This is a genomic window from Streptomyces sp. BBFR25 (assembly GCF_044590125.1).
GTDB lineage: Bacteria > Actinomycetota > Actinomycetes > Streptomycetales > Streptomycetaceae > Streptomyces > Streptomyces canus_D.
The window spans coordinates 619,640-640,376 of sequence record NZ_CP172447.1 but is presented as its reverse complement, the minus strand read 5'-3'; the positions used below and the strand labels follow the sequence as shown (position 1 = coordinate 640,376).

Genomic DNA, 20,737 nt, shown 5'->3' with positions numbered 1-20,737 from the left:
GGTGCAGGGGATTTCCAGTGATGTGGGGGGCGATGGTGCACAGGCCGGTCGTGGGCGAGGTCCGTGTCGAGTACAGCCAGATCTATGTCGAGAGCGGTCCGGACGCCGTCGGTCCCGGTCTGCCGGAGGCGTTCGCCGGGCAGAACTCCGGGTTGTGCGGAGCGGCGGTACCCGGTGCGCTGTGGCTGCACACCGGGTTGCACACGGGACGCGTCGGCTTCTGCGTCGAGGTGCACGACCAGGCTCCGCACCTGGACCCCGCGTGGGAGGACGTCGTGGAGGCCTCCTTCCGTCCTGCGTCGGCCGGAGCCGCCCTCGTCGAATGGGGAGGCGGAGCCGTGCGGGAGCTGGGCCTGCGAGAGATCGACTACCGGGTGCGGTACTGCGCCCGGGGCATGGACGAGGCGCGCCGGCAGGACACCCGGCTGGACGGGCAACCGCAAGTGGACCGTTACCTGTTGCAGTTCTGGCCGGGTGAACCCGCGCCGGACCGGATTCTGAAGCAGACCACGGCGATCGCCGCGTACTGGCACGACTACGCGCGCCGGTTACCGGCTCCGCCGTCACCGGCCGAACGCGCCGAGGCCGAACGACGGGCCCGCCTCGCACAGGAACGAGCCGCGGAGCAACGCCGGTTGGCCCTCGAACTGCGGGAGTGGGGTGGACAGTCGCCGAGCCGCGCCCTGCGCGCGGTCGGCGGCAACGTGCGCGGTCTGCTGGACTTCGACCCGGCTCTCGTCCACGCCATCGACGCCGCCGGTGCGGGAACCCAGCGTGCCGTTGCCCGGCTGGCCGCACACCGTGCGTGCGAGGCCGCCGGCCTGGACCGGCTCGACTGGGTCTCCGCGGGACTCGCCGCCCTGGTCGCGGGCCGCCCCCTGCCACCGCCTCTGGACGACCCGGAGCAGGCGTGGCGGGCGCTGGCAGCCGACCCGCGGGTACCGGACCGGACCGTCGGCCGGGCCGTCCCGCCCCAGCGGCCCCCGTTTCGACCGCCCGCCCGTGACGACGAACGACCGCAAACAGCCCGGCCTGCTCCGGCCCGCCGCATCGCGGGTCCCGCCGCAGGCGGCGCGGAGCCCGCGAGTCTTCCCGCTGCACCGACACCGCGGGCCCGCGAAGGCGCGGGACACAGAGTGCACATCACGCTCGGCGAGCCGGACCCCGGCCTGCGCATGTCCCAGCCCCACATGGCGCTCCCCGCACTCCTCGACGCGGCGGCAGTCGACCCGCTCCGGGCAGCCCTCGACGCCGTGTACGCGGGTGTAGCGGCATACGGGGAGGACTACCGGGCTCTGCTGGACGAGGTCCGGTCCCTGTGCCAGGGGGCGTGAACGCCGTCGGAACAGAACTCCTGACCCGGATCACCCACCGGTGGCGGAGGAGGGCAGTTCGAGGACCAGGGCCGCCGTTCCGAGCGCCGGTACATCGACCGGTATCGCGCCGTCCGGCTCCGGGCCGATGTCTCGCAGGGGCAGGCCCAGGTAGGTGGTGCGGACGGCGCGGACGACGGGGAAGGGGGTGTTCAGACGACACGTGACGGGGGTGTCGGCCAGGGACTGCAACCGCACCAGGAGCTTGCCGCCGTCGGGCACCGTCACCCCGACCAGCCGCACCCGGGGATCGTCCAGGGCCAGGAACCGCTCCTGCGCCGGGGATGCGGCCCCGGCGCGGGCGCGGGCGCGTACCGGCACGAGGGGGTGGCCGGTGACGGCGGCGACGCGCACGGCGAGTTCGTCGGCCCGCGCCTTGTCGTGCTCCGCGGTCGTGGCGAAGCCGACGCTGTAGCGGAAGACGTGGTCGAAGGCCTGCTGGGCGGGGAAGTTGGTGTCCCAGACGTTGTTGTGCACCCAGGAGAACACGGTGGCGGGCTCCGCCCGGGGCAGCGACTGGGGGTAGGGGACGTAGGGGATCGCGATCCCGCCGAGCTGCACGAGCGGGGCGTCGGCCGTCGCCAGTGCCGCGTGGCGGGTGCCGTCGCTCAGGCTGATCCAGCGCCGGACGGCGCGCATGTGGGTCGCGGAGCCCGGCACGGTCTCGCGGTCGGAGCCCAGGACGCCGCCCGTGGCCTCCGTGTGCACGGCGGGGTCGTCGAGGGCGAAGGGGAAGGCGAAGAAGGCACTCTCCTTGGTGAGGGTCGCGTTCTTGTCGATACGGTTCTCGATGTCGACGCGGGCCGCGTGGTGCGGCAGGTGCACGCGCACCCGGAGCCGACGGGTGCCGGCCGGGGCGCATTCGTAGACCAGGGTCTGCCCGGTGGCGTCCGTGGTGCGGTCGACGAGGGCGGCGGGCGGCGCGGTGCTGCGGGAGGCGAGCAGGTGCATCGAGTCGTCGGCCACGGTCTTGCTGGACTGGTGGTTGAACGCGCCGGCCGTGGCGTACTCGTCGTACACATAGCCGTTGAACCCGACGACGGCGTCCTGGCGGACCAGCTCGCGTCCGGTCGCCTTGTCGAGGATGGACGAGATGCACGCCTCGCTCAGGTCGACCGTCACACGCAGGTGGTCGTTCTCCAGGACGGTGGCGTCGGCGGGCGGGTTCGCCCCGACGGCCGGTGCGGGGGAGTCGGCGCCGGTGACGACGTCCAGGCGCACGGCTCCGCAGGCCGGCACATCCGCGACCGGCACGTGCAGGAACCGCCCGGCCGCCCGGTGGCGTTCGTTGCTCTGCGCCTCCTCCGCGAAGGGCAGGGGCTCGCCGGTACGCCCGTCGAGGACCCGTACCGCGTCGCCGAGCGCGACCGTGCTCTCCGGCAGGAAGAGGCGTGCGGTCTCGGTGCGCGGCCAGCTGCACGTGTTCACGACGTAGAACGACGCCGCCGCGTCGTCGGACGGGGCGAAGGCTTCACCGAGCAGGGCGGAAGCGGCGTCCAGGAGCGTCTCGGCGTCGTCGTGGGCGCGCATGGCCTGGGAGTACTTCCAGTGCCACTGCTTCTCGCCGGACCCGTGGCCGTGGTCGCCGTGGGTCCAGGGGTCGCCCGCGCCCCACGTGTGCTCGTTGAACAGGGACGCGGACCGGTAGACGTCCGGTGCGGCCGAGGCGACGGCCGTGCTGTCGGGTACGCCCATCAGGTGGGCGTACCCGGCCACGGTCTGTGCCTCGGCGAGGGCCGCCTGCCCGCGCCGGGTGGCCGCCAGCGGTACGGCGCCCGCACCGACGCCGTCGACCCACCAGTCGCTCCAGTCGCCCCGGTAGGTCTCCAGGCGGTCTCCGACGCGCTTCTCGGCGTCCTCGAAGAAGTCCTGGTTGCGTGAGGCGCGCAGCCGCGGGTAGGCCCACTGTTCGTTCCAGCGGCGCACGGTGTCGGAGATGATGCGGCGCGGCGGGCCGTTGTCCGCGAACTTGCCCAGCACCCGCAGGTGCAGCACGTCCCACGGGTAGGGGTCGGCGGTCCCGGGCAGGTCGAGGGCGGGGAAGCCGGGGATCCCGCGCCCCTGGTGGGGGTAGGGGAAGCTGGCCAGGGCGCCGAGGTAGGCGGGCAGCAGGTCGTCGACGTGGTCGTAGGACTCGTCGAAGCCGAGGATCGAGCCCTCCATGTAGGCCAGTCCGTGCGGCGTGTCCGTCCGCCAGACCAGGACGCTGTTGCCGCTCGGCGCCTGCCAGCGGAACAGGCGGGGCAGGTGTTCCCCGCCCACGAGGTGGGGCACGGCGCGGCCGGCCCAGTTGTGCGCCACGGACAGGTAGCGGATGCCGTGGTCCGTGAGGACGTCGGGCAGGCCCACGACCTGGCCGGGCACGTCCGTCTGCATGGCCGTGGTGATGTCGATGCCGTGCCGGTCGCGCAACGCGGTCGCGGGGCGCAGCAGTTCGTGCAGTTCGTCGGTGGAGCAGGTCTCGGTGTGCAGGTTGAACGGCATGGCCGTGAGTTCGACGCGTCCCTCGCGCACCCGGTCGAGGAAGCTCTCCACCTGGCGGCAGGGCCGGTTGGCCCGCCAGTCCTGGAAGGAGTGGAATCCTTCGACGGCCCAGCGGAAGCGGGCCGCTTCCGGCCAGTCGTCGGTGTCGCGGCACAGTTCGAGGAGCGAGTCGAGGTAGGCGCGGCTCTCGGCCATCACCCGGCCCTGCGGGTCGGTGTAGCCGATGTCCAGGTGCGAGTGCTGCACCAGGTGCAGCGTCCAGTGCCGCTGCGGCCGGGCCTCGAAGGCGACCTGGGTGCCCTCCTCGAGTTCCGGGAGTTCGACGAGGAGCGGGGTGGGCGCGTCCACTTCCGGGACCAGGAGACGGGTGTCGTCTCCCGGCCCGGGCATGATCTCGCAGGGGACGGGGGTGCCCCCGACGGTGGTGACACGGGCCCGGGTGACGCGCTGTCGCGGGTGGGTGCCGCCGGGGTGACCCACCCCGAGCCGGATGGACTGCAGCAGTCCGCCCGTCCCGTCGTGGCGCAGCAGCGGCTCTCCCGACAACCGCACCTGGAGGCCGCCGAGGCCGACGGTGGTGGCCACGCGCTCCTTCAGGAGGTCGCGCGCGATGTCGGAGTCCCACCAGGACGGCCGGGTCAGCGGTGGCTTGGGCATGGTGCGTGAAGGTCCTTTGCGTCGAGGGGAGCGGGGGCGCGGTCCGCCGCGTCAGGAAGTCCGGTGGGCCCGGTGGGTGGCGTCGGCGAGGGTGGCGAAGATCTGGACCATGGCCGACTGGTTGAGGGTCGCGGCCGGGGCGGCGGGGTCGTAGTCGCCGCCGTTGGAGGGCTGGAAGCGGAACAGGCCGGTGGAGGTGTCCCGGTTGGACTTGTAGGTGCTGTCCGCGTACGTGCTCATGGCCTGCAGATAGGCGGGGTCCGGGCGGACGGCGTCCAGGTCGAGCAGGTCCTTGAAGTAGAAGGCGTTGAAGACGGCCGGCTGGTCGTGCAGGCGGGTGCCCCCGGTCCAGTACGCCAGGGAGCCGCGGGCGTCCTCCACCGCCTTCTTCAGGTACCGGGCGTCACCCGTGCCGCGGTAGAGCGCGGTGGCGGTGCCGATCATGGCGCCCGAGTTGTAGGTCCACAGCGTCTCGTTGGTGCTGCCGTCGTCGCCGCGGTCGTTGGCGTACAGGCCGGGTGCCGTGCGCATGCACGAGTACACCCAGCCGTACCACTGCTCCGCCTTGTCGAGGTAGGCGCGGTCGCGGGTGTGCTCGTAGAGCCGGGCGGCGAGCTGGGCCGACAGAGCGGTGACGTTGGTGGCACGGATGGTGTTGCCGGGCGCGTCGTACCAGTCCATGCCGCCCGGACACGCCTTGGTGGCGTCGCCGTCCCAGGCCCGGGAGACGACGGGCACGACCTGCTCGGCCCGCCGCAGATACCGTGCGTCGCCGGTCTCCTCGTACTGGTCGAGCTGGCTGAGGGCGACGACGGCGTTGTCGTCGTAGTACACGTCGCCGCCCGTGCCCAGGGGGGCGGGCAGGTACGACTGGTAGCCCGGGCGCTCGCCGCCGGTGTGGTACAGCTCGGCCGTGTCGAACCGCTCTCTCGCGTCGTGGCGGTAGGCGGCCCCGGTGCGCGGCAGCCGCTGCATGTCGACGGCGGCCTGGGCGGCCTCGCGGAACGGCCACAGGAAGGAGTGCTCCGGGTCGGTGGCCTGCCGGGGTGTGTGCTCCAGGTACAGCCCGTGGTCGCCGGGGCCCTCGTACAGGTGCCGCTGCAGGGCGCGGTAGGTGCCGGTGGCTCGGTCGGCCCAGGTGTCGGAGGAGACCGGGCGGGTGGGTGCGGGGCTCTGGGCGTGCGCGGGGGCGGCGGTCCACAGCAGGCCGGCGCAGAGGGCGGGCGCGGTGGCGCGGAGGAGGAGCGAGCGCAGCATGGGTGTTCCCTTCGCGGCGATGACGGGGGAGGAGCAGGCGTGCGGGCTCAGCGGTGGATCTTGAGGCTGCTGACGAAGAAGCGCTGGGCGGAGAAGAACAGCACCACGGTCGGCAGCGACACCAGGAGGGCGCCGGCCAGGACGATGGGCGGTCCGACGTTGGAGTAGTTGCCCTGCAGGTCGGCGAGCGCGGCCATGACGGGCCGGATGTTGCGGCTCGTGACCATGGTGATGCCGAACATCAGGTCGTTCCAGACGGCCACGAACTGGAACACGAACACTGCGATCATGGCGGAGCGGGTCAGCGGGACGTGGATCTGCCAGAACACCCGCCACCACGACGCACCGTCCATGCGGGCGGCCTCCACGACCTCCCGCGGCAGCGTCAGGGCGTAGTTGCGCATGACGAAGAACGCGAACGGGACCGCGATCGCCGTGTAGATCAGCACCAGACCGGTCTGGGTGTCGTAGAGCGAGGTGCGGGCGTAGGACAGGAACAGGGGCCTGATGAAGACCTGGAGGGGCAGCAGGGTGCCGGAGTAGATCACCCAGAACCACAACGCCTGCCGTTTGACGGGCATGATGATCGTGGCGAAGGCGGCGAAACCGGCGATCACCGCGGCGGCCGCGGCGCTGACCACGGAGTACAGCAGGCTGTTGCCGAGAGCCGGGCCCAGGTTGGCCTTGTCCCAGGCCTCGGACATGTTGCCGAACAACCCGAAGTCCTGGGGCAGCCAGTGCGGACTGCCCGAGTAACTCGCCGCGGGCACCAGTGCGTTGACGACGAGGAGCCAGGTGGGCACCAGCCACAGCAGGGCCAGTACCGCGATGACGGCGTTGCGCAGAACTCGGCCGAGGGACATCGTCACACGCCTTTCACGTCGAGCTGGCGGCGCAGGTAGAGCCAGGAGGCGGCCAGCACGATCACGGTGAGGACGACCGCGATCGCCGCTCCCGCGCCGGGCCGCAGTTCGAGGAAGGTCTCGTTGTACATGGACACGGCGAGCGTCTCGGTGGCCCGCCCGGGCCCGCCCTGGGTGAGCACCCAGATCAGGTCGAAGGACTTGAGGCCGTTGACCAGGCTCATGCCGATCACGATGATCGACACCGGGCGGAGCTGGGGCAGCACGATGTGGCGGAACTGCTGCCAGCCGCTCGCGCCGTCCAGGGCACCGGCCTCCAAAGTCTCGGGCGGGATGGACTGGAGTCCGACCAGGAAGAGGATGACGGCCACGCCGGTGGCCTGCCAGGCGTTGGCGAGGATCATCACGACGGTGTTGCCCGGCCAGGTCAGCAGCCAGCCCTGGGCCAGCGAGTCGAGCCCCATGCCGGTCAGGACCTGGTTGACGGCGCCGTCGGTGGTGAGCATGAAGTTCCACACCACGGCCACCGCGGACCCCGAGAGCGCGTAGGGCAGTACGACGCACAGCCGCGCGAGGCGTGAGAACCGGCCGGCGTTGGTCATGCAGGCGATCGCGAGCCCCAGCACGAACGGCAGCGCGACCGTGCCCACCACCCACATCAGGGTGTTCTGGATGGAACGGGACAGGGCCGGATCGGACGCGAACAGCGAGTAGTTGTCGAACCAGCTGAACGGAGCGGTCCGCGTGTCGCTGAAGAAGCTGCGGTAGACGGTCCAGAGGAAGGGGGCCAGCAGGAACAGCGCGACGAGGAGGACGGCCGGAGCCATGAACCCGCCCGCCGTCACACGTTCACGCGCGGTGGCCCACCTCTGCGTCGAGGGGGGACGCCGCATCGTGCGCCGGGGCGCTCCCGGTCCGCCGGCCGGGGTCGGCGGGCGTCGGTCGGTCACTGAGGTGCTCATGCTTCGTCTCGCTTCCAGGCCGCCCATTCGTCGTGTGCGCGCTCCTGCATCCGGCGCAGGGTGGTGGCCGGTGAGGTCTGTCCGGCCATGAAGCCGCCGAGGTCGTTGGTGTTGCCCTGGACGAGGCTGGGCGGGCCGGCCTCCCAGTAGCGGACCAGCGCCGTCCGGCGGTTGCGGGCGACGTCCCGCTGGAGTCCGGCCACCACCGGATTGGACGCGCGCACCTTCGGGTTGGCGGAGCTGTCCTGGAGGAAGTCGCTCCACACCCGCTGGACGGACGGGTCGAGCCAGGCTCCGACGTTCGCCATCGCCGCCTCGTGGGAAGAGGCGCGGCCGGGCACCACGAACACCCCCGACTCGGCGATGACGCTCTTCGGCGTGGCGGGACGCACCGTGGGCAGGATGAAGGCGCCGTAGTCGGTGCCGGGTTTCATCCCGGCCGCCGACATGCCCGACGCCTGCCAGGTGCCGTGCAGGAACATGCCCACCGTGCCCTCCTTCAGCGCGCCGGGGCCGCGCGCCTGGTCGAAGTCGGGAGAGGTCATCCAGCCCTTGCGCATGAAGTCGTGCCAGATGTCCATGGCCCGGCGGGCCCGGTCGTCCGTGTAGGAGGCTTCGCCGGAGACCAGCTTCTGGTAGAAGCCGGGGTCGACCTTGCTGACCAGCTCCTGGAACCACTCGATGGCCGGCCAGCCGCCCACCTGGCTGGCGAGGAACGGTGTGATCCCGTTGCGCTTGAGGACTTCGGCGCAGTGCAGCAGCTCTTCCCAGCTGCTCGGGGCGGACAGGCCCAGCTTCCCGAACACCGGCTTGCTGTAGAAGAGCACGTAGTACGACTCGTACAGCGGGATCCCGAACACCTTGCCCCGGTACGAGACGGACTCACGCGACGTGCCGCGCACCCAGCCCTTGGCCGCGTACTCCTCCCAGACGGGCGTCAGGTCGGTGAGCCCGCCGGTGCGTGCCAGGCGCTTGAGCTGGTAGCCGGACGCCCACTTGACGAGGTCGGAGGACTTCGAGGTCTGCAAGGTCATCTGAACGACCTGCTGGTACGAGGTGACCGACGGATTCGACAGCGGCCTGAGCGTGTATCCGGTGATCTTCTTCAGCTCGCGGCCGGCCGCCCGGTAGCCGTCGTCCCAGGTGGCGTTGTCGTTGGAAATGCTCGTGGTCCCCGGCTGCGCGGACGTGCTGGCTCCCCGCGCGCAGCCCCCGGCCGCCAGAGCGGCCGCGCCGGCGGCCACCCCGGTGAGGAAGCGGCGCCGAGCGAGCGGCACGGCCGCACTGCTGGTCCTGCCCGATGCTGACATTGATCACCTTCACGAAATCGGGCCACCTGCATGGCCGGATGTGAATCACAGGACGTGTGCGGTGTCGGAGAGACCCCGGAGCAGCCCCGGTGTGTGTTGCGTGGAGGTTAACGACACCATTCCGCTGGTAGCAAGACTCCGAAGGGAAAAGAATCTCAATGCGCCAAGAGACTTGCTGAAGGTGCAGGTCAAGAGCCTCAAAGCCTCCTCATCAGGTGACTGATCGGCCGTGGACACCTCCAGCCAAGCACTGTTATCGTTAACGCAAGTGGAGCCGAGTAAGGAGCAGATGTGCCCGCGTCTCGTTCGTACGACCCCCTCCCCAGCTACCAGCCGGTCGACGGCACGGTGACCACCGGCTGGCCGGCCCTGGCCGCTGATCTGCCGCCGGGGCCGCTCGTCCTGGCCGTCGAGGGTCCCGCGGCCCTCGACTGGGCCGCGCTGGCCGACGGCCTCGCGGGCGCCGTACGCGCCACGGGCCGCGACGTCGACCTGGTCGATGTGCGCGACCACTACGCGGAGGCGGCCGACGAGCGGATCGCAGCCCGTCCCGTCCCCACCGACGACCCGTTCTTCACCCCGCTGTCCCGGGCGCGGGTCGCGGACCTCTTCGACTCCCCTCCGCGCCCCGAGCGGCCCGAGCGGGAGGGCGTGCTGGTGGTGTTCGGACCCGGCGCGTCACTGTGCGGACCTGACCTGCTGTGGTACGCCGACCTGCCGAAGCGGTACGCCGAGGCGGCCGTGGCGAAGGGCGAGCTGCCGGTCGGGGTCAACCTGGGCCGCGCCGCCGCGCCCGGCGACCTGGTGCGCCTGTTCTACACCGACTGGCCGGTGCTCGACCGGCACCGCGACGCGATCGCGGAACGGATCGACCGCTGGATCGACGTACAGGACCCGGCCGGCCCGGCCGCCCTGGACGGTGCCGCACTGCGCAGCACGCTGGCCCACCTGGCCCGGGGCCCGGTGCGCACCCGTCCCTACTTCAACTCCACGCCGTGGGGCGGCCAGTGGGCGGCGAGTGAACTCGGCTTCACCCCGCGGGCGGGCAACACGGCCCTCGGCTACGAGCTGATCGCGCCCGAAGCGGGGGTCGTGATCGGTGACAAGGGCGCCGCCCAGGTCGAAGTCCCCTTCCAACTGCTGTGCGTCGCACACCCCGAGGACATGCTCGGCGAGGACGTGCACCGCGCCTTCGGCACCTCCTTCCCGATCCGGTTCGACTACCTGGACACGATGGGCGGCGGCAACCTGTCCCTCCACCTCCACCCGCGCGAGCGGTACATGCGGGAGGTGTTCGGCTGGCCGTACACCCAGCACGAGACGTACTACGTCACCGCGAGCGAGGAAGGCGCCCAGGTGCTGCTCGGCCTCACCGGGGAGGCGGACCTCGACGTCATGCGGCGCCAGGTGGAGGACTCGATAGACAACGGCACCCCGATGCCCGTCGAGCAGCACATCCAGTCGCACCCCGCGACCGTGGGCCAGCTCTTCATGATTCCGGCGGGCACACCGCACGCGTCCGGCGCGGGCAACCTGGTGCTGGAAGTGAGCGCGACCCCCTACCTGTACTCCCTGCGGCTCTACGACTGGCTGCGCAAGGACGCCGCCGGTGCCTCCCGTCCCCTGCCCTACGAGCACGGATTCGCCAACCTGGACACGGCCCGGCGCGGGGAGGACGTCACGAAGGACCTCGTCCAGCAGCCGCGTCCGCTGCGCTCCGGCGAGGGCTGGCGCGAGGAGGTCCTGGGCGCGCTGCCCGAGATGTTCTACGCGGTGCACCGCCTCGTCGTGTCGCAGGGCTGCGACATGCCCGACGACACCGCCGGGCGCTTCCACATCCTCAACGTGGCCGCGGGCGAAGGCGCCGTCATCGAGACCCGCGACGGCCGCACGCACACCCTGGCCTTCGCGGAGACCCTCACGGTCCCCGCCGCGGTCGGCCCGTACCGCGTCCGCGCCCTGGGCGGCGACGAGGTGCAGATCGTCAAGGCACTGGTGGTCGAACCGTGACCGCGGCCCCCACGAGGCGGGCCGCGCCACCGGTCCCGGTGCTCGACATCGGCGGTACGCACGTCACCGCCGCCCTCGTCGACCCCACCGCGAGCCGCCCCGCGCCCTCCCCGGTGATCCGCAGGCCGCTCAGGCCGCACGCGGAGGCCGACGCCGTCCTCGACGCCATCGCCCAGGCCGCCCTGGCGCTGCCGGGCGGGCACGACCCGCGCTGGGGTGTGGCGATGCCCGGCCCCTTCGACTACGCCACCGGCGTCGGCCGCTTCGCCGACGTCGGCAAGTTCGAATCCCTGAACGGCGTCGACGTCGGGGCGGGCCTGCGCGAGCGGCTGGCCGGCCGGTGCGAGCGCCTGTGCTTCCTCAACGACGCGGACGCGTTCGCCGTCGGCGAGTACCGTGCCGGTGCCGCCGCAGGGCACGACCGCGTCGTCTGCCTGACGCTGGGCACGGGTGTGGGGTCCTCGTTCCTGTCCGGCGGACGCCCCGTCCACTCAGGTCCCCTCGTCCCGCCCGGCGGACACGCGTACCGCCTGACGGTGCACGGCCGGCCGCTGGAGGACACGGTCTCGCGTCGCGGCATCCGCGCCAACTACGCCCGTCTCGCCACCGTGACGGGAGACCGGCACCTCCCCGACGTCCGTGACATGGCCGCGCGCGCCAGGAAGGGCGACACCGCCGCACAGGAGGCCTTCCGCTACGCTTTCGACGCACTCGGCCAGGCCCTGGCTCCATGGATCGACCGCTTCGAAGCCACCGCGGTGGTCGTCGGTGGCTCCATGGCCCGGTCGTGGGACCTGATCCACCCTGCGCTCACCGCGGGCTCGGCGTCGGCCGGCCGACCGGACATACCCGTTCTGCCGGCCCGGCAGCCCGAGGAGGCCCCCCTGCTCGGGGCCGCCCACTGGGCGCGGGGCACGCCGGACGCGTCATGAGGACGGGGGCGCCGGTGCAGGAAGGCAGAGGAAGGGGCAGGGGCATGACCGCTCGCCGGGGCAGCGGGCCGACCATGCATGACGTCGGCAAGCTGGCGCAGGTCAGCGCGATGACCGTCTCGCGTGTGCTCAAGAACGACCCCGGTGTGTCCGAAGCGACCCGCGAGCGCGTCTTCGCGGCGGTCGACCGACTGGGGTACCGCCGCAACCAGACCGCGCGCAGTCTCCGCCTCGGGGGCAGCGGGATGATCGGCCTCGTCGTCACCAACCTCGCCAACCCGTTCTACTCGCGCCTCGCCCTCGGCGTGCAGGAAGTCGCGACCGAGTACGGCCTGCGCGTCCTGCTCAGCAACTCCGGTGAGCAGGCCGACCGGGAACCCGGACTCATCGACGGACTCGTGGACCACCAGGTCGAAGGGCTGATCGTCGTCCCGGCCGGCAGCCGCCAGCAGCATCTGGCCCGAGCCATGCGGCACGTGCCCGTCGTCCTCGCCGCACGGCCGCCCGCCGGACTCGACACCGACTGCGTCCTGGTCGAGGACTTCCACGGCGCGCGCGAAGCCACCGCATGCCTCCTCGCCGACGGACAGACGCGCATCGCCTTCCTCGGCAACCCGCCGGCGCTGTACACCGGTGCCGAACGGCTGCGCGGATTCTGGGCGGCACACGAAGAAGTCGGCATCGAACCGGACAACGCCCTCATCCGCCAGGGTCTGGTCGACGCCGCTACAGCGGAGCGCGCCACCCTCGACCTGCTCGGGCTGGACGAACGCCCCACCGCGCTGTTCTGCACCAACAACCGCATCAGCCAGGGCGCGATCCGGGCCCTGTACAAATCCGGAACCACCCTGCCCGTCGCCGGGTTCGACGACTTCGACCTGTCCGACGTCCTCGGTCTGCCGCTGACCCTCGTCTCCTACGACGCCGACGAGATCGGCCGCCAGGCCGCGCGGCTCCTGATCAACCGGCTCGAACAGGACGACGACGCGGCGCCGAGGGCCTCCCGACGCGTCACCGTCCCCACGCGCGTCGTCCGCCACGGCGCACCCTCCGCGGACGGGCCGGGGCACCCGCCCACCGGCGCCTGACACCTCGTCAAGAAGCCTCCGACCGCCGACGGCCGCGCGCCGACCGCCGAAAGGCCGACCCATGAGCTTTCCCACCAGCGTCACGGACCACCCGATCGTCCAAGAGGCCGTTCACCGGCTGGACGACCTCGGTGACCCGCGCTTCGGCCGGACGTTGACACGCTGTCTGAACGACACCCTGGCCCGCACCATCCGGCCGATGCCCGACGGCACCGCGTTCGTCGTGACCGGCGACATCCCCGCCATGTGGCTGCGCGACTCCTCCACGCAGATGATGCCGTACCTGGCGCTCCTGAAGGACGACCCCGCCCTTCAGGACCTCCTGCTCGCCGTGCTGCGCCGTCAGTTCCAGCAGATCGCCCACGATCCCTACGCCAACGCCTTCAACGCGGAACCCTCCGGGCAGGCCCACGATCCCGAGGACCTGTGCGGGGACCCCTGGGTGTGGGAGGAGAAGTACGAAGTCGACTCCCTGGCCTTCCCCCTGCTGCTGGCCCACCGCTTCTGGGCGGCGACCGGGCGGACCGACCACGTCCCCGGGCTGCTCGGGACCGCGCGCACCGTCATCGCGGTGTGGCGCACGGAGCAGGACCACGAACGTCTCTCCACCTACCGCTTCCGCCGCGAGCACGGCCCGTCGAGCGACACGTTGCCGAACGCGGGACGCGGCACGCCGGTCGCCCGGACCGGGATGACCTGGAGCGGGTTCCGGCCCAGCGACGACGCGTGCGCCCTCGGCTACAACGTCCCGGCGAACCTCTGCGCGGCCGCCGCTCTCGACGGCACCGCCGAACTGGCCCACCACGCACGCGACACCGAACTCGCCGAGGACGCCGCCCGACTGGCGGCAGAGCTGCGAGCGGCCACCGCACGGCACGGCACCGTGCGGCACCCCGACCTCGGCCCGATGTACGCGTACGAGGTGGACGGCAACGGCAACGCGGTGCTGATGGACGACGCCAACATGCCCGGACTGCTCTCCCTGCCCCTCGTCGCGCACGTCCCCACCACCGATCCGCTGTACCTCGCTACCCGAAGGTTCGTCCTCTCGCCGGAGAACCCCACCTGGCACCGGGGGACGGCGGCCGAAGGCATCGGCAGCCCGCACACGCCCGACGAGCACATCTGGCCCATCGCCATCGCCGTACAGGGACTGACCGCCAACGACACCGCCGAGCGCGTGCAGGCCCTGACGACCCTCCTCTCGACCGACGCGGGCACCGGCCAGATGCACGAGTCGTTCCACAAGGACGACCCCCGCCGGTTCACCCGCCCCTGGTTCTCCTGGGCCAACGCGATGTACGCCGAACTCGCCCTGGACACCGTGGGGCTGGGCACCCGGCCCCTGTGGCAGAAGGGAGCCTGAACCCGGCACGGACCGACGGCACGAGACGGGTGCCCGCCGCTGGGAGAACGCGTATCGGTGGGATGACCGATGTGCCGGGGCCGGGGGAGTGGCCATAGTCCTCGGAGATCGTTTCGCGGTTCGCCGTCGTGCGCCCGATGACGGAAAGGACCTTCTGTGGACGCGTACGCGGATCTGGTGTTTCTCGGCGGCCGGGTGGTCACGGTCGACGCGGAGTTCTCCGTCGCCTCGGCCCTGGCGGTGACCGACGGCATCATCAGCGACGTCGGCGAACGGGACGACGTCGCGCCGCTCGTCGGACCCGGCACCCGCGTGGTCGACCTGCGCGGGGCGACGCTGCTTCCCGGCATCAACGATTCCCACCTGCACGGATGCGCCTTCGGGATGGCGACGCCGCCGCTCTCCCTCGACCTCGGCCATCCCGCCGTGTCCTCCCTCGCCGACGTGGCCGAAGCCGTACGGGAGGCCGCCGGGCGGGTTCCGGACGGGCGGTGGATCACCGGGCACGGCTGGGACCCCGGCTACCTCCACGAATGCGCCCTCGACCCGTCGCGGCAGCCCTCGCGGCACGACCTCGACGCCGTGAGCCCCCACCACCCCGTCGCTCTGTACTCCTTCTCCGGACACGCCACCTGGGTCAACTCCAAGGCACTGGAACTCATGGGTGTCGACCGGCACACCGTCGCGCCGCCCGGCGGGGCCGTCGTCGTGGACGAAGCCGGGGAGCCGACGGGGCTGCTCCACGAGGGGGCCCAGGCCCTCGTCCAGAACGCGCTGCCGCCGCTCGGCCGACAGGAGCGGACCGACGCGATCAGGTCGACCCTCGCCACGCTCGCCCGGCTCGGAGTGACCAGCTACACCGAGCCCGGGCTCGGCCCCGGCGGCGACGGCATCATGCGGGGCGCGCTCGGTACGCAGACCCTCGACGTCTACCGCCGGCTGCTGGCCGACGGCGAACTGACCGCCCGCGTCGGCGTTCTCCTCCTGCCCACCGGTATGGCGAGTACCGCCGAGGAGTTCGCCCGCGCCCTCACCGCCCGCGCCGACTCCGGTGGCACCGATCCGCGCCGCCTCGCCATCCACGGCGTCAAGGTCTTCGCCGACGGCATCGTCCCCAACAAAACCGCGTGGATGCACGAGCCGTACGTCGGTGGCGGCTGCGGATCGCTGTGCGTCGGCGGCGAGACCGACGCCGAGCGGGTCGCCGAGATCCACGCCATGATCCGGCACGCCCACGCCGCCGGGCACCAACTGGGCGTGCACGTCACCGGGGACAGGGCCATCGACACCGTCGCGGACGCCTTCGCCGCGGCCATGGCCGAGCACCCGCGGCCCGATGCCCGCCACTACGTCATCCACGGCGACTTCCTCACCGCGCACAGCATGAAGGTGCTGGCCGAGCACGGCTTCGGCGTCAACATGAACCCCACCATCAAGTGGACCGTCGCCGACATGGAGGAGGCGTTCGTCGGCCCCGGACGGGCCGCGTACGCCTGGCCCTACCGCGCTGCCCTCGACGCCGGAGTGCGCGTCGCGAGCGGGTCGGACGCCCCCGTCACCCACCCGGACTGGCGCCAGGGCGTCGCCACCATGGTGCTGCGCGAGTCCAAGGCCGCCGGCCGGGTCAGCGGCCCCGAGCAGCGCATCGGTCTGGCCGAGGCGCTCCGCACGTACACGATCGACGCGGCCTGGCAGGACTTCGCCGACGACTGGAAGGGCTCCCTGGAGCGGGGCAAGGTCGCCGACCTCTGCGTGCTCGACGGGGACCTGCTCACCGCCGACCCGCACGACATCCCCTCGATGCCCGTCGTCCTCACCGTCGTGGACGGGCAGGTCGTGCACGACGCCCTTCGCGATTGACGTACTCCCCGCACATGATCATCCTTGGCTGATGGCAGCGCAGCGGAGCACGGCAGGAATTCTGGACGCGGCCGTCCACGTCCGCGCGGTCGCCAGGAGCGCCATGAGCGGCGCCACGGGCGTCGGTACGGTCCTGGCGGCGCTGTCGGAGGTGATGGAGTACGACCACGCCTCCCTGGCCCGCTGGGACCCGTTGCGGCGGCGCCACACCACGCTGGCCGGGAGCTACCCGGAGGCGGCCACGGCCTACATAGAGACCCGCCTTCACCACGACCCGGTGTTCCCCGTGCTCCGCGACCCGGCCCGGGGCGGCCTCTGGCTCACGGATGTCCCCCGGCAACTCCTGGAGTCGTCCCCGGGTTTCCAGCAGGTGCTGAGTCCCCTCGGTGTCGAGGACGGTGTGGCCCAGTGCCTGTTCGCCGACGACGGCCGGTACGTCGGCATGCTGAACGTCAGCACCCGTCGGCCGCGGCGCGCGCCCGATCCGGCGCGCGCCGTGGTCACCCTGCTCACCGAAGCCCTCGCCGCGGCCGTCGACCCCCGCGCGGGCCTGCCGCCCGAAGCCCCTGCCGCGGCCGACCGCGCCGCCGATGCGCGACGGCCCGGCGGGCTCTCACCCCGCGAACTCCAGGTGCTGGCCGAACTGACCACCGGCCGCACCAACCGGGAGATCGCCGAGCGGCTGTACATCACGCCGCGCACCGTCGGGACCCACATCGAGCACATCCTCGCCAAGCTCGGCCTCCCCAACCGCGCGGCCGCCGCCGCCCGAGCCGCCGCCTGGGGGATCACGGACAGGCCGCCCCACCGGTCGGGCCCCGCCAGGTTCGGCTGAGCGCGACGGTCCGTGCCTCTCGGCGTGCCTCTCGGCGGGGGCCGAGGTCAGGCGGCGGGCGGGACGACGACGACCTTGCCGTGCACCGCGCCTTCGGCGGCGCGGGCGTGCAGCGCCGGCAGTTCGGCCAGCGGCACCCGCTCGGCGACGGCGACGCGCAGCTCGCCGCCGTCGATCAGCGCCACCAGCTTCGCCAACTGGTCGGCGTCGCTGCGGACGTACAGGTCGATGCCCCGTACGTCGCGCTCCTCGTCGCCGGGAGCGGGCATCCAGACCGTGGTGTTCACGACGACCCCGCCGGGACGGACCAGGGTGACCAGCGCGGCCAGTTCGGCCGGGTCGACCGGGGCGAGGTTGAGGGCGATGTCGACCGGCTCGGTCACCGCCGCGGTGACGTCGGTGGTGGTGTGGTCGACGACTTCGTCGGCGCCGGCCGAGGTGACCGCCTCGCTGCTGCGCGGGGCGGCCGTGGCGATGACGTGGGCACCGGCGTTCTTGGCCAGCTGCACCGCGTAGCCGCCGACCGCTCCGCCCGCGCCGTTGACCAGCACGCGTTGCCCGGCCGTCAGCCTGCCATGGTCGAACAGCGCCTGGTACGCGGTCAGACCCACCACCGGCACCGCGGCGGCGTCGGCCAGGGGGACACTCCTGGGCGCCCGGGCCAGGGACTCGGCCGGCGCGAGGACGTACTCCGCGGCGGCTCCGTCGCCGTCCATCGGCAGGAAGCCGATGACGTCGTCGCCGACCGCGATGCCGTCGACGCCCTCGCCCAGCGCGTCGACCGTACCGGCGACGTCGAGGCCGGGGGTGTGCGGCAGCACCACCGGGATGGGGCCGCGCATGAAGCCGCCGCGGATGTTGCCGTCGACGGAGTTGAACGACGTCGCGGCGACGCGGACCCGGACCTCACCGGCCCCGGGGTGGGGCCGCTCCACGTCCTCGTAGCGCAGGACGCCGGGGTCGCCGTACTCGTGGAAACGTACTGCCTTCATCGCGCTTCTCACCTTCGCCAACCGTCCACTGTGCTTCGAATTCGAAGCAACTGGGGACGACAGTACTCCTGCTTCGAATTCAAAGCAAGTTTTCATCGGGCAGGTGTTCCGTGCCGGGCCATCAGGCGCGGCAGCCTCGCGGAGGGGGTCAGCCGCAGGCGCCGAGCGCTTCTGCGTGGAGGCGTTCCAGAGCGTCCAGGACCACGGTGTCCCAGTGCCAGGACAGCCACCGGCCGACGTCGCTTCCCGTCTGGTGCAACGCGGTGAGCTGGGGGCGGGAGAAGCCGGTGAGGGGGCGTTCGTGGTGGGAGGAGATCATGCCCAGCACACGGCCCTTGACGCTGGTCAGGGGGACGCTGTGGGCGGCCCTGCTGCCCGTCTGCAGGATGGCCCGGCGGGAGGCCTCGTCGAACACGGCCGCGGTTCCCACGTCCCGCACCGTGACCTGCCGACGGGCGGAGGCCGCCTGCGCGCACAGGGTGGTGGGCGTCTCGACGAAGGCGAAGAAGTCGGTGAAGTACTTGTTCAGACCGGTGTGCCGGGCCAGATGGAGCCGGCCGCTCTCCGCCAGTTGCACATTGCCCATCGGTGTCTGCGTGATCGTCAGCAGGCGGTGCAGGGTCGCCTTGAGCACGGCACCCTGGCTGTCGTGCGCGCCCGCTTCCAGGCGGAGCCCGGGCAGCCGGGGCGGGCCGGAACGGGCCCTGCCGGGAAACCACGTCGTCGCGTCCCGGTCCGGAGCCGGGGTGCGCACGACCGCGTCGGCGAGTGTGTGGAGCTTGACGTTGGACCGCTGGGACGAGGCCTTGAGCAGCTCGAACGCCGCGTCGGCGCACTCGAGGCGGTACCGCCGGGCAAGGATGTCCTGAGCACGGGCGACGCCGGCATGCCCCAGCCGTCGGTTGCGTCGATCGAGCTGTCACTGTTCCCACCGCGGGCCCTGCGGGGCGGGCCCCGGCCCCGGTGCCGACGCCGGGGCGGCTTCTTCACCCGGGTGCTGGGAAAGATGGCCCATGGGAAGCTCCAATGCGGTCTGGCAGGCACGAGACCGCGACCGCCTCCTCCACGCCGGCCGCGGGCAGCACCTGCTTCCCAAGCACTGCAACCGACCCTAACCAAAACCGGCCTGCCCCGCGCAACCCGGCCGGTCCCCAAATCCGAGTCACCGAGCGGTCGTCGGACACCCACGACGGACTCGCCCCGCCGGCCGACTTCCCGGGCCCGGCCGCAGGCCGTCACGCGATCCGCGCCGGTGCGGGCGCCCTGCGGCCCGCCACTTCCGCGTAGGCGGTGCCCAGGACCCGCACCGCCTCCGTCAGCCCCGACCGGGGCAGCGCCGTGTACCCCACCACCAGCGCGGGGCCCGTGCCCGGCGGGCGGCCGTGGAAGTCCCGCCCGCCGCGCACCAGCACCGACCGGCGCAGCGCCGCCGCCACCAGGGCGGCCTCGTCGGTGCCGTGCGGCAACCGCAGATAGGCGTGCAGACCGGCGGCCGGACCGCCGAGCCGGGCCTGCGGCAGGAAACGCCGCACCGCTTCCACCAGGGTGTCGCGGCGCGACCGGTAGCGCCCCCGCAGTCGGCGCATGTGCCGGTCGTAGGCCCCCGAGTCGAGCAACTCGGCGAAGGCGAACTGCGTCAGGCTGTCGGAACCCAGGTCGCGGCGGGCCCGCACCCGTTCCAGCGGGGCCAGCAGCGGATCCGGCACCGCCAGCCACCCCAGTCGCAGCCCCGGCACCAGCGTCTTGGAGGCCGTACCCGCGTACACCACCCGGTCCTGGGCATGCCGCTGGAGGGCCAGCGGCCGGCTGCGGCGCTCGAACCAGAAGTCGCCGTCGTAGTCGTCCTCGATGACGTAGCCGTCGACGTCCCGGGCCCAGCGCACCAGTGCGGCACGTCGCTCGGCGGACAGCGCCACCCCGGTGGGGAACTGGTGGAACGGCGTCACCAGCACGGCTCGCGCCCCGCTGCGGGCCAGCGCGTCGACGTCCAGTCCGTCGTCGTCCACCGGCACACCTCGCGGGCGCATCCCCGCCTCCAGCACGAATTCCCGTTGCCGCAGCAGACCCGGCTCCTCCATGGCCAGCTCGCCGATGCCGAGGCCGGGCAGCGCCGCGCACAGCAGCCCCAGCCCGTGCGCGAACCCGGACACCACCATGACCCGGCCGGGCGCCGTCCGCACACCCCGCAGCCGCCCCAGGTGGCGGGCCAACTCCTCACGCAGCCGGGGCACTCCGGACAGCGGCGGATAGTCGAGGTCGCCCTGCCGGGCCGTCTGCAGGACACGTTGGTACCCCGCCAGCCACTCGCGGTACGGGAAGTGCGAGGCGTTGGCCCGCCCGGAACGCAGGTCCCAGCGCACGGCCGGCACTCGGCCCTCGTCCAGCAGCGTCGGCACGACCGCCGCCGACGTCGGCGCCAGATGGCGCGCCACCCGCGTCCCCGAACCCTGCACGGCCTCCAGATAGCCCTCGGCGATCAACTGCCCGTATGCCTCGACGACCACACTGCGCGAGACGTCGAGGTCGTCGGCGAGCCGACGGCTCGGCGGCAACCGGGTCCCGGGGTGCAGCACCCCCTCGGCGATCTCCCGCTTCAGCACCCGCTGGATCTGCGCGGTCAGGGACTCGTCGGCGGCACGGGACACCTCGATCGACGGCAGCCAGCTCATGTTCCACCCTCCTGTGGTGATTGGACCGCAAAGGACCACTCCGAATGGTCTGGAGACCGGCTCACCGCCCCGAGAAGAC

Annotated in this window: 15 protein-coding genes; 7 read left to right on the top strand and 8 right to left on the bottom strand. The window is 72.3% G+C overall.

Translation table 11 applies throughout. The features are described from left to right. Nucleotides 1-32 precede the first annotated feature (32 nt). The gene (locus ACGH52_RS02570; RefSeq protein WP_399937245.1) at nucleotides 33-1,334 is read left to right on the top strand and encodes a hypothetical protein; all 1,302 of its coding nucleotides are present in this window, start codon (nucleotides 33-35) and stop codon (nucleotides 1,332-1,334) included. Nucleotides 1,335-1,364: 30 nt separating this feature from the next. Here ACGH52_RS02570 and ACGH52_RS02565 read toward each other — a convergent pair whose 3' ends face one another. From ACGH52_RS02565 to ACGH52_RS02545, 5 genes are read right to left on the bottom strand one after another with little or no spacing between them, the layout of a single operon-like run. Then, nucleotides 1,365-4,514 carry a glycoside hydrolase family 38 C-terminal domain-containing protein gene (locus ACGH52_RS02565; RefSeq protein WP_399937243.1) on the bottom strand — a complete coding sequence of 1,050 codons (3,150 nt, stop codon included), beginning with the start codon at nucleotides 4,512-4,514 and terminating at the stop codon, nucleotides 1,365-1,367. A 51-nt stretch (nucleotides 4,515-4,565) separates the two neighbouring features. Further along, nucleotides 4,566-5,771: a glycoside hydrolase family 76 protein gene (locus ACGH52_RS02560; protein ID WP_210976462.1), complete on the bottom strand. Its 1,206-nt coding sequence runs from the start codon at nucleotides 5,769-5,771 to the stop codon at nucleotides 4,566-4,568. Between the two features lie 47 nt (nucleotides 5,772-5,818). Then, complete coding sequence (locus tag ACGH52_RS02555) at nucleotides 5,819-6,634, bottom strand: carbohydrate ABC transporter permease (protein WP_059298621.1); 816 nt, start codon at nucleotides 6,632-6,634, stop codon at nucleotides 5,819-5,821. Nucleotides 6,635-6,636: 2 nt separating this feature from the next. After that, on the bottom strand, nucleotides 6,637-7,596 hold the full coding sequence (locus ACGH52_RS02550) for a carbohydrate ABC transporter permease (RefSeq protein WP_059298618.1): 960 nt from the start codon (nucleotides 7,594-7,596) through the stop codon (nucleotides 6,637-6,639). Continuing rightward, complete coding sequence (locus ACGH52_RS02545) at nucleotides 7,593-8,906, bottom strand: ABC transporter substrate-binding protein (protein ID WP_399937238.1); 1,314 nt, start codon at nucleotides 8,904-8,906, stop codon at nucleotides 7,593-7,595. The genes ACGH52_RS02550 and ACGH52_RS02545 overlap by 4 nt, the downstream gene beginning before the upstream one ends. A 291-nt stretch (nucleotides 8,907-9,197) precedes the next feature. Between ACGH52_RS02545 and ACGH52_RS02540 the strand changes: the two genes are divergently transcribed. From ACGH52_RS02540 to ACGH52_RS02515, 6 genes are all read left to right on the top strand, one after another. Further along, a complete protein-coding gene (locus ACGH52_RS02540) occupies nucleotides 9,198-10,916 on the top strand; it encodes a class I mannose-6-phosphate isomerase (RefSeq protein WP_399937235.1) in 1,719 nt (572 codons plus the stop codon). Further along, nucleotides 10,913-11,848, top strand: a complete 936-nt coding sequence (locus tag ACGH52_RS02535; RefSeq protein WP_399937233.1) for an ROK family protein — start codon at nucleotides 10,913-10,915, stop codon at nucleotides 11,846-11,848. Before ACGH52_RS02540 ends, ACGH52_RS02535 begins: the two co-directional genes overlap by 4 nt. A 44-nt stretch (nucleotides 11,849-11,892) precedes the next feature. Continuing rightward, the gene (locus ACGH52_RS02530) at nucleotides 11,893-12,936 is read left to right on the top strand and encodes a LacI family DNA-binding transcriptional regulator (RefSeq protein ID WP_171987571.1); all 1,044 of its coding nucleotides are present in this window, start codon (nucleotides 11,893-11,895) and stop codon (nucleotides 12,934-12,936) included. 61 nt (nucleotides 12,937-12,997) lie between these two features. After that, nucleotides 12,998-14,302, top strand: a complete 1,305-nt coding sequence (locus tag ACGH52_RS02525) for a glycoside hydrolase family 125 protein (protein ID WP_399937231.1) — start codon at nucleotides 12,998-13,000, stop codon at nucleotides 14,300-14,302. A 156-nt stretch (nucleotides 14,303-14,458) separates the two neighbouring features. Further along, complete coding sequence (locus ACGH52_RS02520; RefSeq protein ID WP_399937229.1) at nucleotides 14,459-16,162, top strand: amidohydrolase; 1,704 nt, start codon at nucleotides 14,459-14,461, stop codon at nucleotides 16,160-16,162. A 31-nt stretch (nucleotides 16,163-16,193) separates the two neighbouring features. Beyond that, nucleotides 16,194-16,997, top strand: coding sequence for a LuxR family transcriptional regulator (locus ACGH52_RS02515; RefSeq protein ID WP_121702749.1), 804 nt, complete (start codon nucleotides 16,194-16,196; stop codon nucleotides 16,995-16,997). Nucleotides 16,998-17,044: 47 nt separating this feature from the next. Here the strand turns inward: ACGH52_RS02515 and ACGH52_RS02510 are convergent, their stop codons facing one another. The 3 genes from ACGH52_RS02510 to ACGH52_RS02500 form a co-directional block, all read right to left on the bottom strand. Then, a complete protein-coding gene (locus ACGH52_RS02510) occupies nucleotides 17,045-17,989 on the bottom strand; it encodes an NADP-dependent oxidoreductase (protein ID WP_399937226.1) in 945 nt (314 codons plus the stop codon). 148 nt (nucleotides 17,990-18,137) lie between these two features. Beyond that, nucleotides 18,138-18,884, bottom strand: a complete 747-nt coding sequence (locus tag ACGH52_RS02505; RefSeq protein WP_399946609.1) for an ANTAR domain-containing protein — start codon at nucleotides 18,882-18,884, stop codon at nucleotides 18,138-18,140. 340 nt (nucleotides 18,885-19,224) lie between these two features. Beyond that, entirely contained in the window at nucleotides 19,225-20,658 is a 1,434-nt protein-coding gene (locus tag ACGH52_RS02500; RefSeq protein WP_059298601.1) for a PLP-dependent aminotransferase family protein, read from the bottom strand. Between the last annotated feature and the right edge of the window lie 79 nt (nucleotides 20,659-20,737).